The 13,148-nt window shown below is 70.5% G+C and carries 10 protein-coding genes; all 10 read right to left on the bottom strand.

What is annotated here, in order from left to right; genetic code table 11:
• Nucleotides 1-6: 6 nt before the first annotated feature.
• Entirely contained in the window at nucleotides 7-735 is a 729-nt protein-coding gene (gene pgeF, locus ACH47Z_RS01710) for a peptidoglycan editing factor PgeF (RefSeq protein WP_399069368.1), read from the bottom strand.
• On the bottom strand, nucleotides 732-1,937 hold the full coding sequence (gene ftsZ / locus ACH47Z_RS01715) for a cell division protein FtsZ (RefSeq protein ID WP_399069370.1): 1,206 nt from the start codon (nucleotides 1,935-1,937) through the stop codon (nucleotides 732-734). The genes pgeF and ftsZ overlap by 4 nt, the downstream gene beginning before the upstream one ends.
• A 279-nt stretch (nucleotides 1,938-2,216) precedes the next feature.
• A complete protein-coding gene (locus ACH47Z_RS01720) occupies nucleotides 2,217-3,011 on the bottom strand; it encodes a cell division protein FtsQ/DivIB (protein ID WP_399069372.1) in 795 nt (264 codons plus the stop codon).
• Nucleotides 3,012-3,037: 26 nt separating this feature from the next.
• The gene (murG, locus tag ACH47Z_RS01725) at nucleotides 3,038-4,126 is read right to left on the bottom strand and encodes an undecaprenyldiphospho-muramoylpentapeptide beta-N-acetylglucosaminyltransferase (protein ID WP_399069374.1); all 1,089 of its coding nucleotides are present in this window, start codon (nucleotides 4,124-4,126) and stop codon (nucleotides 3,038-3,040) included.
• A gap of 6 nt (nucleotides 4,127-4,132) precedes the next feature.
• The gene (gene ftsW, locus ACH47Z_RS01730) at nucleotides 4,133-5,494 is read right to left on the bottom strand and encodes a putative lipid II flippase FtsW (RefSeq protein ID WP_399069377.1); all 1,362 of its coding nucleotides are present in this window, start codon (nucleotides 5,492-5,494) and stop codon (nucleotides 4,133-4,135) included.
• Nucleotides 5,495-5,591: 97 nt separating this feature from the next.
• Nucleotides 5,592-7,034, bottom strand: a complete 1,443-nt coding sequence (gene murD / locus ACH47Z_RS01735; RefSeq protein ID WP_399069379.1) for a UDP-N-acetylmuramoyl-L-alanine--D-glutamate ligase — start codon at nucleotides 7,032-7,034, stop codon at nucleotides 5,592-5,594.
• Nucleotides 7,016-8,089 carry a phospho-N-acetylmuramoyl-pentapeptide-transferase gene (gene mraY / locus ACH47Z_RS01740; protein WP_399069381.1) on the bottom strand — a complete coding sequence of 358 codons (1,074 nt, stop codon included), beginning with the start codon at nucleotides 8,087-8,089 and terminating at the stop codon, nucleotides 7,016-7,018. The genes murD and mraY overlap by 19 nt, the downstream gene beginning before the upstream one ends.
• Nucleotides 8,086-9,492, bottom strand: a complete 1,407-nt coding sequence (gene murF / locus ACH47Z_RS01745) for a UDP-N-acetylmuramoyl-tripeptide--D-alanyl-D-alanine ligase (protein WP_399069384.1) — start codon at nucleotides 9,490-9,492, stop codon at nucleotides 8,086-8,088. Before murF ends, mraY begins: the two co-directional genes overlap by 4 nt.
• A 4-nt stretch (nucleotides 9,493-9,496) precedes the next feature.
• Nucleotides 9,497-11,152 carry a UDP-N-acetylmuramoyl-L-alanyl-D-glutamate--2,6-diaminopimelate ligase gene (locus ACH47Z_RS01750; RefSeq protein ID WP_399069386.1) on the bottom strand — a complete coding sequence of 552 codons (1,656 nt, stop codon included), beginning with the start codon at nucleotides 11,150-11,152 and terminating at the stop codon, nucleotides 9,497-9,499.
• A 28-nt stretch (nucleotides 11,153-11,180) separates the two neighbouring features.
• Nucleotides 11,181-13,145 carry a peptidoglycan D,D-transpeptidase FtsI family protein gene (locus ACH47Z_RS01755; RefSeq protein WP_399069388.1) on the bottom strand — a complete coding sequence of 655 codons (1,965 nt, stop codon included), beginning with the start codon at nucleotides 13,143-13,145 and terminating at the stop codon, nucleotides 11,181-11,183.
• Nucleotides 13,146-13,148 lie beyond the last annotated feature (3 nt).

A 13,148-nucleotide genomic window follows, 5' to 3' on the forward strand; every position in this document is an offset into this window, starting at 1 on the left:
GCCCCATCAGTCCAGCCAGACATAGCCCGCGAGCCGCCCGGTGGTGCGGTCACGGCGGTACGAGAAGTGGTCCCCCGACTCCAGCGTGCACACCGGCGACTGCGCCCGGTCGCGCACTCCGAGCCGGTCGAGCTGCGCATGCACTCCGGCGCTCACGTCGACCGCCGGCGTACCCCAGCTCGTCTCGGCGTGCGCCGCCGGCTCGACGGCGGCCACCTCGGCGCGCATCGGCTCCGGCACCTCGTAGCACCGGCCGCACACGGCCGGCCCGGTGCGGGCGACGATCCGGTCCGGCTCGGCGCCGAGTTCGACCATGGCCCGTACGGCGGCGGGGACGACCCCCTTGACCATGCCGGGGCGGCCCGCGTGCGCAGCCGCGACGACCCCGGCGGCGGGGTCGGCCAGCAGGACCGGTACGCAGTCGGCGGTGAGGACCGCGAGGGCGACACCGCGCGTGCCCGTCACGATGCCGTCGCACTGCGGGGGCCGCTCGACGTTCCACGGTCCGTCGACCCCGACCACGTCGTTGCCGTGCACCTGGTTCATCCAGACCACCAGGCCGGGGTCCAGACCGAGCGACTTGGCCACCAGCTCGCGGTTGGCCCGTACGGTCTCCGGCTCGTCACCGACCGCGCCGCCGAGGTTGAGCTCCTCATACGGAGCGGCGCTCACCCCGCCCCACCGGTCGGTGAAGGCGAAGTGCGCGCCGCTCACGCTCTCGCGCTGTCCTATCACTTCAGGAAGTCCGGGACGTCCAGCTCCTCGGCGGCGCTGTCCGCGTAGGTCCGCGCCGCCGGCAGCGGCGGGACGGCCGGGATGTCGGCCACCGGCTCGGGCGCCGGCTCCGGCTCCTCCTTCGGCGTCACGCTGCCGAGCGAGCCGAAGGTCGGCCGGCTGGGCTCGGACTGCCGTACCGGAGCGGGCTCCTCGCGGCGGGTCGACGTCGAGGACGAGGCCGAGCCGAGGACGTTGTCCCGGCGGGCCGGCGGCTGGCCGCCGTCGAAGCCGGCCGCGATCACGGTGACCCGGACCTCGTCGCCGAGTGCGTCGTCGATGACCGCGCCGAAGATGATGTTGGCCTCGGGGTGGGCGGCCTCGCTGACCAGCTGGGCGGCCTCGTTGATCTCGAACAGGCCGAGGTCGGAGCCGCCGGAGATGGAGAGCAGCACGCCCCGGGCGCCGTCGATGGACGCCTCCAGCAGCGGCGAGGAGATCGCCATCTCGGCCGCGGCCACCGCGCGGTCGTCGCCGCGGGCCGAGCCGATGCCCATGAGGGCCGAACCGGCCTCGGACATGACCGACTTCACGTCGGCGAAGTCCAGGTTGATCAGACCGGGGGTGGTGATGAGGTCGGTGATGCCCTGGACACCGGAGAGCAGGACCTGGTCGGCGGACTTGAAGGCGTCCAGGACCGAGACCTGGCGGTCCGAGATGGACAGCAGCCGGTCGTTGGGGATGACGATGAGGGTGTCGACCTCTTCGCGCAGCTCGGCGATGCCGTCCTCGGCCTGGTTCGCGCGGCGCCGTCCCTCGAAGGTGAACGGGCGCGTGACCACGCCGATGGTGAGGGCGCCGAGCGAGCGCGCGATGTTGGCCACGACGGGCGCGCCGCCGGTGCCGGTGCCGCCGCCTTCACCGGCCGTCACGAAGACCATGTCGGCCCCCTTGAGGACCTCCTCGATCTCCTCGCGGTGGTCCTCGGCGGCCTTGCGGCCGACCGCCGGGTTGGCGCCGGCGCCGAGTCCGCGGGTGAGTTCGCGGCCGACGTCGAGCTTGACGTCGGCGTCGCTCATCAACAGCGCCTGCGCGTCGGTGTTGATGGCGATGAACTCGACGCCCTTGAGACCGACCTCGATCATCCGGTTGATGGCATTGACACCACCGCCGCCGACACCGATGACCTTGATGACTGCGAGGTAGTTCTGCGGTGCTGCCACGTCGAAGGCCTCTCGCCTCGAATTACGTTGACGTCGCCGTGCGGTGCCCCGCGACGGGACGACAGATGCCGAATGGGTCGGTCCGTAGCGCCGACCCGAACCCTAACCCTGAAGTTTAGGGTTACCAGTGTGTCTGTTCCCTGAAGTCTTCTGAACAGGACACTAAGTCGACAAGTGGCGCCCGTTCAACGAACACGCCGAACCTCCCGTTTTTCTTTTCACCCTATGTGATCAGCCGTAGCAGTGCCCAACCAGGGTGCTGGCCTGCGCTGATGTGCGTCAACTCCCCGATGACGCAGGGGCGGTGGGAACACTGACGTCGAAGTGCCGCGCGCCGGGAGCTGCTTTCATGAGAGCTGTGAGGGTCCGCGCCTTGACGCGGCCGCTCTCGCCGCTCCCCCACGCCACCGTGCGGCCGCCGCCCAACTCCAGCGAGATGTCGTCGTATGAACGGACTTGGACGGTCCGGGTGTCCCGGGCGACGGCGGCGGGCAGATCGCCGGCGACGCCGACCGCCTCGCGCACCAGCCGGTCGGTGCCGAAGCGCCGGAGGCTCGCGGCTGCGGAACCCGTGCGGGATACGGACAATTCCAGCACCGGAACGCCTTTCGGCGCCTGCGAAACCGTGGCGAAACGGACACCTTCGCTATCGACTTCGATGAAGTTCCTGCCGTTTCGGACCAGCAGAACCGGAGTGCGCTCGGTCACTTTCAGGCCGATTCCATGGGGCCAGGAACGCACCACGTCAACCGTGTCAATTCGGGGCAATTTCCGGCGGAGTCGGGCTTCGATGCCGTCGGTGTCGACGGAAATCATCGGCGCCCCCACCGGTACGGCCGCCGCGTCGCGCACCTCGGCGGGGGTCAGCACCTGCGTGCCCGACACCGAGACATGCTCGACGCGCAGCCAGGTGGAGCCGTACAACGCCCAGACGGAACCGGCCCCGAGGAGCGCCAGAAGGACCGCCAGAATGACGATCGTACGAAGGCGTGGTCTTCTGAACCGCCGGGCGGGCGGCGGGCCGGACGACTCCTGCTGGCGTTTCCCGCGCTCGGCGGTCGTCGGTCCGGCCACGCTCACTGCCCTTTCGTCATACGGTCCTAACGGCGCGAGGCGATCGCCTCGTACACCATGCCGACGAGCAGCTCGTCGGCATCCCGGCGGCCGAACTCGCTTGCCGCGCGGGACATCTCGTACAGCCGGTGCGGATCGGCGAGCACGGGCAGGACGTTCTGCTGTACCCACTCGGGTGTCAGCTCCGCGTCGTCGACGAGGAGTCCGCCGCCGGCCTTGACCACCGGCTGGGCGTTGAGCCGCTGTTCGCCGTTACCGATGGGCAGCGGGACGTAGGCGGCCGGGAGTCCGACGGCGGAGAGTTCGGCGACGGTCATCGCGCCCGCGCGGCAGAGCATCATGTCGGCCGCGGCGTACGCGAGGTCCATCCGGTCCAGGTAACTTACCGGGATGTAGGGGGGCATTCCCGGCATCTGGTGCACCCGCGGCAGTTCGTTCTTCGGACCGACCGCGTGCAGGATCTGGATGCCGGCCTGCTGGAGCCAGGGCGCGACCTGCTGGACGACCTCGTTGAGGCGCCGGGCGCCCTGCGAGCCGCCGGTGACGAGGAGTGTCGGCAGGTTCGGGTCGAGCCCGAACATCGCGCGGGCCTCGGGGCGCGCGGCGGCCCGGTCCAGGGTGGCGATGGAGCGGCGCAGCGGGATGCCGATGTAACGCGCGTCACGCAGCTTGCTGTCCGGGGTGGAGACGGCGACCCGGGCCGCGTACCGCGAGCCGATCTTGTTGGCCAGGCCCGGGCGGGCGTTGGCCTCGTGGATCACGATGGGCACGCCGAGCCGCTTGGCGGCCAGGTAGCCGGGCAGCGCGACATAACCGCCGAAGCCGACCACGACGTCCGCCTTGGTGCGCTCCAGGATCTGCTCGGCGGCCTTGATCGTGCCGCGCAGCCGGCCCGGGACGGTGATCAGCTCGGGTGTGGGCTTGCGGGGCAGCGGCACGGCCGGGATCAGCGCCAGCTCGTAGCCGCGCTCCGGGACGAGCCGGGTCTCCAGGCCGCGCTCCGTGCCCAGGGCCGTGATCCCCACGGTCGGGTCCTGCCTGCGCAGGGCGTCCGCGAGGGCGAGCGCGGGCTCGATGTGGCCGGCGGTCCCCCCACCGGCGAGTACGACATGCACCGAAATTCACCGCTCTCCGGACGGACGCGCCACCGAGGCACGCCGTCGCATCGTGTTCCATCTCCGGGGACTCCGACCGGACCCGGAGCCCCCGGCTCCCCGCTTTCTACCAAAGCGAGGTTGCCGCATCGCAAGCGCCGCCCGCGCAGCGGGCTCGTCGCGCGCGAAGGCGATCAGCAGCCCGATGGCGAACATGGTCGGCAGCAGAGCGGATCCTCCGTAGGAGAACAGCGGAAGGGGGACCCCGGCGATCGGCAGCAGACCGAGCACCGCACCCATGTTGATCACCGCCTGGGCGGTGATCCAGGTGGTCACGCCTCCCGCGGCGTACCTCACGAAGGGGTCCTCCGTGCGTCCGGCCACGCGGATACCCGCATAGCCTAGAGCCGCGAACAGGGCGAGCACCGACAGTGTCCCCGCGAGGCCCAGTTCCTCACCGGTGACCGCGAAGATGAAGTCGGTGTGGGCTTCCGGAAGTTGTCCCCATTTTTCCACACTCGCGCCGAGTCCGGAACCGAAGAGTCCGCCGGAGGCGAGCGCGTAGATGCCGTGCGCGCCCTGCCAGCACATGTCACCCGGACCGGGGTCGGTGGCCGCGATGCAGTTGAGGCGGGCGAGGCGGTGCGGGCTGGTCTCGATGGCGATGGCGGCGAGTACGACGGCGACGCCGAGCACCCCGGAGAACAGCCGCGTCGGCGCCCCCGCGAGCCACAGCAGCCCGAACAGGATCGCCGTCAGGATGATCGTCGTACCCATGTCGCCGCCGAGCATGATCAGCCCGAGCAGCAGGAAGGCGACCGGCACCAGCGGCACCAGCATGTGCTTCCACTGGGTCAGCAGCTTCTTCTCCTGCTTGCGGGCGATCAGGTCCGCGCCCCACAGCACCAGGGCGAGCTTGCCGAACTCGCTGGGCTGGATCTGGAAGGAGCCGCCGAGGGAGATCCAGTTCTGGTTGCCGTTGACCGCGTGCCCTATCCCGGGGATCTGCACCAGGACCATCAGGAAGACGGCACCGGCGAGGATCGGATAGGCCAGCGCCCGGTGCAGCTTCACCGGCATGCGGGAGGCCGCGAGCAGCAGGACACCGCCGATGAACGCGGCGAGGAACTGCTTGCGGAAGAAGTACGACCCCGGCAGCGACAGCTGCAGCGCGGTGATCTGGGAGGCCGAGTAGACCATCACCAGGCCCAGCACGATGATGAGCAGGCTCCCGCCGGCGATCAGGTAGTAGGCGGTCAGCGGCCGGTCCCACGCCTTGCGCGCGCGCGTGGAGAACCGTTGGAAGGGGTTCTCGCGCGGCCCCCGGGAGGCCGCGGGCCTTCTCGCGGCGCGCTGAACCGGTGGACGGCCCGTACGGCTACTGGACATCACCAGCTCCTCGCACCCGCCGACCAAACCCGAGCCACATTCGCCTCACGTGTCCCTCCAAGGGTCCCGAAGCACCCCAGGTGGCCGAGACCCGCCGTCAGGCGCCCGCTCCGAGTTCGCGGACCGCCGCCGCGAACGCGTCACCGCGCTGGTTGTAGTTGGTGAACATGTCCATGGAGGCGCAGGCCGGGGCCAGCAGCACCGTGTCGCCGGGCTGAGCGAGCCGCTTCGCTTCCGTCACCGCCTGGAGCATCGCCCCAGTGTCGGTCCGCTCGAGGTCGACGACGGGTACTTCCGGGGCGTGTCGCGCGAGGGCGTCGCGGATCAGCTCGCGGTCGGCGCCGATCAGGACGGCACCGCGAAGTCGCTTTGCCGACTTGGTGACCAGCTCGTCGAAGGTCGCGCCCTTCGCCAGACCGCCCGCAATCCATACGATCGGCTCATATGCCGCCAACGAGGCTTCCGCGGCATGGGTGTTGGTCGCCTTGGAGTCGTCCACGTACCCGACCCCGTCGAGGTCGGCGACGTGCTCGATGCGGTGGGCGTCGGGACGGAAGGCGCGTAGTCCGTCGCGTACGGCACCGGCGGGCACCCCGAAGGCGCGCGCGAGGGCCGCCGCGGCAAGGGCGTTGGCGATGTTGTGCGGGGCCGGCGGGTTGACGTCGGAGACCTCGGCCAGCTCCTGCGCGTTCTTCTGCCGGTTCTCGACGAAGGCGCGGTCGACCAGGATGCCGTCCACGACGCCGAGTTGGGAGGGCGCGGGGGCGCCGAGGGTGAACCCGACGGCCCGGCAGCCCTCCTCGACGTCGGCCTCGCGGACCAGGTCCTCGGTGGCCTTGTCCTCGACGTTGTAGACGCAGGCGACCCGATTGCCCTCGTAGATACGGCCCTTGTCGCGCGCGTAGGCCTCCATGGAGCCGTGCCAGTCGAGGTGGTCGGGCGCGAGGTTCAGCACGGCGGCGGAGTGGGCGCGCAGGGAGGGCGCCCAGTGCAGCTGGTAGCTGGAGAGCTCGACCGCGAGGACGTCGTACTCCTCGTCGCCGAGGACGACGTCCAGCAGGGAGACGCCGATGTTGCCGACGGCGGCCGTGCGCAGGCCCGCCGCCGTGAGGATGGAGGCGAGCATGCGGACGGTGGTCGTCTTGCCGTTGGTGCCCGTGACGGCCAGCCAGGGAGCCGCGTCGGGGCCGCGCAGGCGCCAGGCCAGCTCGACGTCGCCCCAGACGGGCACGCCCGCTTCGGCCGCCGCTGTGAAGAGGGGCTTGTCCGGCTTCCAGCCGGGCGCGGTGACGATCAGCTCGGTGCCCTCCGGCAGGGTCGCCCCGTCGCCGAGGCGCACGCTGATGCCCAGCGCCTCCAGCTCCGCGGCCTGCTCACGCGCGCGTGCGTCGTCGCCGTCGTTGACGACCGTGACGATCGCCCCGCGCGCGTGCAGCACCTTGGCCGCCGGGATGCCGGAGACACCGAGCCCGGCGACGGTGACGTGCTTGCCCTGGAAGTCGAAGAGCTCCGAGGTGGAGGTCACTTTTGCGCTGCCCATCCTGCATAGAAGAGGCCCAGTCCGACAATCACACAGATGCCCTGAATGATCCAGAATCGGACCACCACCAGGACTTCGGACCAGCCCTTGAGTTCGAAGTGGTGCTGAAGTGGCGCCATCCGGAAGACGCGCCTGCCGGTGAGCCGGAACGAGCCGACCTGGATGACGACCGACATGGTGATGAGGACGAACAGGCCGCCCATGATGGCCACCAGCAGCTCCGTGCGGGAGAGGATGGCCAGACCGGTCAGGACACCGCCGAGGGCGAGCGAGCCGGTGTCGCCCATGAAGATCTTCGCCGGTGACGTGTTCCACCACAGGAAGCCCAGGCAGGCGCCCATCAGCGCGGAGGCGACCACCGCGAGGTCGAGCGGGTCGCGCACCTCGTAACAGGCGGCCGAGTTGGTCAGGGTCTCCGCGTTGGCGCAGGACTCCTGGAACTGCCAGACCCCGATGAAGGTGTAGGCGCCGAAGACGAGCACGGAGGCGCCGGTGGCCAGACCGTCCAGACCGTCGGTCAGGTTCACGCCGTTCGACATCGCGAGGATCATGAACAGCGCCCAGACGACGAACAGCACCGGACCGATGGTCCAGCCGAAGTCCGTGATGAACGACAGCTTGGTGGAGGCCGGGGTGTTGCCGCGCGCGTCGGCGAACTGCAGCGAGAGCACCGCGAAGGAGATGCCGACGATCAGCTGGCCGGCCATCTTCGCCTTGGCCCGCAGGCCCAGCGAACGCCGCTTGACGATCTTGATGTAGTCGTCGAGGAAGCCGACCAGGCCCATGCCGAACATCAGGCCGAGCACCAGCAGGCCGGAGTAGGTGGGCGGGTAACCGGTGATGAGCTTGCTCAGGAAGTACGCGGCGATCGTCGCCAGGATGAACGCGATACCGCCCATGGTCGGCGTACCGCGCTTGCTGGCGTGCTCGCGCGGGCCGTCGTCACGGATGTACTGGCCGTACCCCTTGCGCGCGAGGAGCTTGATCAGCAGCGGAGTGCCGATCAGCGTCAGGAACAGGCCAATGACTCCTGAGAACAGGATCTGCTTCATCATCGGGCGGCAACCTCACCCTCGGCACCGGCCTCGAGCAGCGCCTGGGCAACGCTCTCGAGCCCCACCGAACGGGACGCCTTCACGAGCACGACGTCCCCCGGGCGCAACTCGCTGCGCAACAGGTCGATCGCCGCCTGTGCGTCGGACACGTGCACCGACTCCTCACCCCACGAACCCTCGTTATATGCGCCCAGTTGCAGCCAGGAGGCCTCAATCCCCCCGACGGCGACGAGCTTGCTGACGTTGAGCCGGACGGCGAGCCGTCCGACGGCGTCGTGCTCGGCGAGCGCCTCGTCCCCCAGCTCGGCCATCTTGCCGAGCACCGCCCATGTGCGCCGCTCCCTGCCCATGGCCGCGAGCGCCCGAAGGGCGGCCCGCATGGACTCGGGGTTGGCGTTGTAGGCGTCGTTGACGATGGTCACGCCGTCCGGGCGCTCGGTGACCTCCATGCGCCAGCGGGAGAGGGAGCCCGCCTCGGAGAGCGCGGTGGCGATCTCTTCCGCGGACATGCCCAGCTCATGGGCGACGGCGGCCGCGGCGAGCGCGTTCGACACGTGGTGCTCACCGTACAGGCGCATGGTCACATCGCTTGCACCGGAGGGTGTGTGAAGCCTGAATGCGGGCTGTCCGCTGTCCGTGAGTCGTACGTTCTCGGCGCGTACGTCCGCTTCGGCCGACTCTCCGAAAAGGACCACCTTCGCCTTGGTACGGGCGGCCATGGCACGGACCAGCGGGTCGTCGGCGTTGAGGATCGCGGCGCCGTCCTCGGGCAGCACCTCGACGAGCTCCCCCTTCGCCTCCGCGATCTGCTCGCGGCCGCCGAACTCGCCGATGTGGGCGGTGCCGACGTTGAGGACGAGGCCGATCTTCGGGGGCGTGAGGTCGGTGAGGTAGCGGATGTGCCCGAGGCCGCGGGCGCCCATCTCCAGCACGAGGAACCTGGTCTCCTCGGTGGCCGACAGGGCGGTCAGCGGCAGCCCGATCTCGTTGTTGAGCGAGCCGGGCGTGAACACGGTGGGCGCCTTGCGCTGGAGGACCTGTGCGATGAGGTCCTTGGTGCTGGTCTTGCCCGCCGAGCCGGTCAGGGCGACGAGGGTCGCGCCGAGCCGTCGTACGACGTGCCGGGCGAGGGCGCCGAGGGCGGTCTGGACGTCCTCGACCACGATCGCGGGCACGCCGACCGGGCGCGACGCCAGTACGGCGACCGCACCCGCCTCGACGACCCGCGGTGCGAAGTCGTGGCCGTCCACGCGCTCGCCGACGAAGGCGGCGAACAGGCTGCCGGGCACCACCTCGCGGGAGTCGCGGACCACCGGTCCCGTGACCTGGACGGACGGATCCGGTATGTCGTGCGTCTGCCCGCCGACGACTGCTGCGATCTCGGCGAGGGAGAGGGCGATCACAAGTTCATCCCTGGGTCTTCTGGATAGCTTCGCGAAGCACCTGGCGGTCGTCGAAGGGACGGACCACGCCGGCGATGTCCTGGCCCTGCTCGTGGCCCTTGCCCGCGACCAGCACGGTGTCGCCGGGCGCGGCCCGGCCGACGGCGGCGGCGATCGCGGCGGCGCGGTCCTCGAAGAGAAGCACCTCGCCGCGCTCGTGCGCGGGCACGGAGGCCGCGCCCTGGAGCATGGTCGCGAGGATCGCGAGCGGGTCCTCGGAGCGGGGGTTGTCGGAGGTCAGTACGGCCGTGTCGGCATACCGGGCCGCGGCGGCGCCCATCGGGACACGCTTGGTCCGGTCCCGGTCGCCGCCGCAGCCGAGGACGATGTGCAGGTGGCCCTTGGTGACCTTGCGCAGCGCCTTGAGCACGGACTCGACCGCGTCGGTCTTGTGTGCGTAGTCGACGACCGCGAGGTAGGACTGCCCGGCGTCCACGCGCTCCAGGCGGCCGGGGACGCCCGGTACGGCGGCGATGCCGTCGGCCGCGGTCTGCGGGTCGAGGCCGGCCGCGGCGAGGGCGACGAGGGCGGCCAGGGTGTTCGCCACGTTGAAGGGGCCCGGCAGCGGCGACCTGGCGTGGATCCGCTCGCCGTTCGGGCCGACGGCGGTGAACGTCGAGTCCATGGGGCCGATCTGGACGTCCTCGGCGCGCCAGTCGGCGTCGGGGTGGCCCTCGGCGGAGAAGGTGACGATGGGGACCGTGGCCTCCTTGGCGAGCCGGCGGCCGTACGCGTCGTCGCTGTTGATCACACCGAGTTTGCTGCGTTTCGGCGTGAACAGCTGTGCCTTGGCCCGGAAGTAGTCCTCCATGTCGGAGTGGAACTCCATGTGTTCCGGGCTGAGGTTGGTGAACACGGCGATGTCGAAGACGCAGCCGTCGACCCGGCCGAGGACCAGGGCGTGGCTGGAGACCTCCATGGCGACCGCCTCGACGCCGCGTTCGCGCATGACGGCGAAGAGCGCCTGGAGGTCGGTGGCCTCGGGGGTGGTGCGCTCGGACTTGATGCGCTCGTCGCCGATGCGCATCTCGACCGTGCCGACCAGGCCGGTCGCCCTGGTCGTCCGGAGGCCGCCTTCGACGAGGTAGGCGGTGGTGGTCTTGCCGGAGGTGCCGGTGATGCCGATCTGCAGCAGGTCGCTGCCGGGGCGGCCGTAGATGGTGGCCGCGAGTTCACCCATCCGCGCGCGCGGGTCGTCGACGACGAGGACCGGCAGCCCGGTCGCGGCGGCGCGCTCGGCGCCCGTCGGGTCGGTGAGCACGGCGGCCGCGCCGAGGCCGGCGGCCTGGGTGACGAAGTCGGCGCCGTGCAGGCGGGCGCCCGGGAGGGCGGCGTACAGGTCGCCGGGGCGGACGGCGCGCGAGTCATGGGTGATCCCCGTGATCCCGGCGGCGGCGTCCGGAGCGGCGGCACCCAGCTGATCGGCCAGTTCCGCGAGGGGTGTGGCGGAGACCTGAACCGGTCGCGGCGGTCCCGGATATGTCACGGAAGCGCCCTTCTGGGTGGTTTGGGACTGATCAGCGTGTGGCACGGCGGTGAGCGTACCGGGCGTACCCGCTCCGGGGCGAAGCGAGGGGTTCTCGGTCCCTTGGTTCCCGGCGTCGGGAGTGATCGTTGTCACGAGTTGATTCCTGGTGTTCCGGTGCTGATCAGGGCTTGTAGTCGACGGGCAGGTTCGCGGCCGGCGCCCCGGTCGGCGGGATCTGGAGGGTCTTGAGGGCGAACTCCATCACCTGCTTGTAGATGGGGCCGCAGATCTGACCGCCGAAGTAGCTGCCGGAGGTGGCGTTCTGGATGGCGCAGTAGACGGTGATGCGGGGATTGTCCGCGGGTGCGAAGCCCGCGAACGACGACGTGTATCCGTGGTACCTGCCGGTGGCCGGATCCACGCGGTTGGCCGTGCCGGTCTTGCCGGCGACGTTGTAGCCGGAGATGCGGGCCTTGACGCCGGTGCCCTGCTCGTCGTCCACGACGGACTCCAGCATCTGGGCGAGCGTCCTGGCGGTCTTCTCGCTGACGACCCGGGTCTCCCGGGGCTTGGGTGCGGGGGTGAAGCGCCCGTCGGCGCCCTTGGTGCCGCGCACCAGGCTCGGCTCGACACGCACTCCGCCGTTGGCGATGGTCGAGTACACGGAGGCGGCCTGCATCGCGTTGATGGAGAAGCCCTGGCCGAAAGGAATCGTGTACTGCTGTGAAGTGGACCACTTCTGGTACGGCGCGAGAATGCCCGGGGTCTCGCCGGGGAAGCCGAGCCCGGTGTAGCCGCCGATGCCGAACTTGCGCAGGTACGAGTAGAGGACCTTGTTGGCCTCCTCCTGCGTCTTGCCGAGCTGGCCGGTGGCGAGGATGGTGCCGATGTTGCTGGACTTGGCGAGGACGCCGTTGAGCGTGAGGTTCCAGGTGGCGTGGTCGACGTCGTCGGAGAAGAGCCGGTCGCCGCGGTGCAGCCGGTTGGGTACGACGACGTGGGTGAGCGGGGTCGCCGCGTTCTCCTCCAGCACGGCCGCCATGGACATCACCTTGGCGGTGGAGCCGGGTTCGTAGGCGTCCTGGACGGCCGGATTGCCCAGGGCGGCGGAGTCGGCCTTGGACAGGTCGTTGGGGTCGAAGCCGGGCGAGTTGGCCATGGCCAGGATCTGCCCGGTCCGGGTGTCCTGGACGACGACGTAACCGCGGTCGGCCCTGGACTTCTTCACCTGCTCGGTGATGGCGTTCTGCGCGGCCCACTGGATGTCGCGGTCGATGGTCAGCTCGACGTCGGCACCGGGAACGGCGGGCGTCTCGGCGGACCCGGCCGTGGGCACCTCGCGCCCACCGGACTGGGCGTACCGGATCTTGCCGTCCTTGCCCGTCAGCTGCTTGTTCAGCTCCTGCTCGATGCCGCCGCCCCCGTTGCCCGAGGCGTTGACCCAGCCCAGTATCCCGGAGGCGAGGTCGCCGTTGGGGTACACGCGCTGGCTGCTGGGGTCGGCGAAGACACCGGCGAGCACGTTGACGGTGTTCCTGTCCGTCCCCGCCTTCTTGGTGAGCGCGCTCTTGAGGTCCCTGATCTGCTTCCAGACCTGCGGGGTCTGCCGGACGGCGAGCCGGGTGTAGCGGGACTTCCTGTTCGCGGGCCGCAGCTTCTTCACGAGCGTGGCCTGGTCCTGCCCGAGGATGGGCGCGAGCAGCGCGGCCGCCTGTTCCGGCCCGTCGTCGATCTTCAGCTGCTCGGGGCCGAACATCGTGGGATCGGCCGTGATGTCGTACGCGTCCTCGCTGACGGCGAGAGCGACACCGTCGCGGTCGGTGATCCCGCCGCGCTCGGCGGCCAGGGTGTGCACGACGTACCGGTTCAGCTCGGCCCGTGCGGCATACGTGCCGGCGTCGACGGCCTGGACCTGGAGCAGCCGTACGGCGAAGGCGATCAGCACCAGGGTCAGGGCGAGGCCGACCATGCGCAGCCGGGGCCGCGGACTGCCGAGCCGGAGCGGACGCTGGAGCGGCGGCCGCGCACCACTGGGCCGGCGTACCGGCCGGGCACCGGGCGCGGCCTGCCGCCGCACGGCACTCCTGGGCCGCTGCGGCCTGGCGGGCCCGGGCACACGACGGCGCGGCGGTTCCCTGTCGGACACTTC

It is taken from the genome of Streptomyces sp. NPDC020192, assembly GCF_044388685.1.
Classification (GTDB): Bacteria; Actinomycetota; Actinomycetes; order Streptomycetales; family Streptomycetaceae; genus Streptomyces.

Bases quoted from the DNA above. Each gene is read 5' to 3' on its own strand.
- ftsW (WP_399069377.1), bottom strand. From the start codon at position 5,494: ATGTCCAGTAGCCGTACGGGCCGTCCACCGGTTCAGCGCGCCGCGAGA.
- murD (WP_399069379.1), bottom strand. From the start codon at position 7,034: ATGGGCAGCGCAAAAGTGACCTCCACCTCGGAGCTCTTCGACTTCCAG.
- mraY (WP_399069381.1), bottom strand. From the start codon at position 8,089: ATGATGAAGCAGATCCTGTTCTCAGGAGTCATTGGCCTGTTCCTGACG.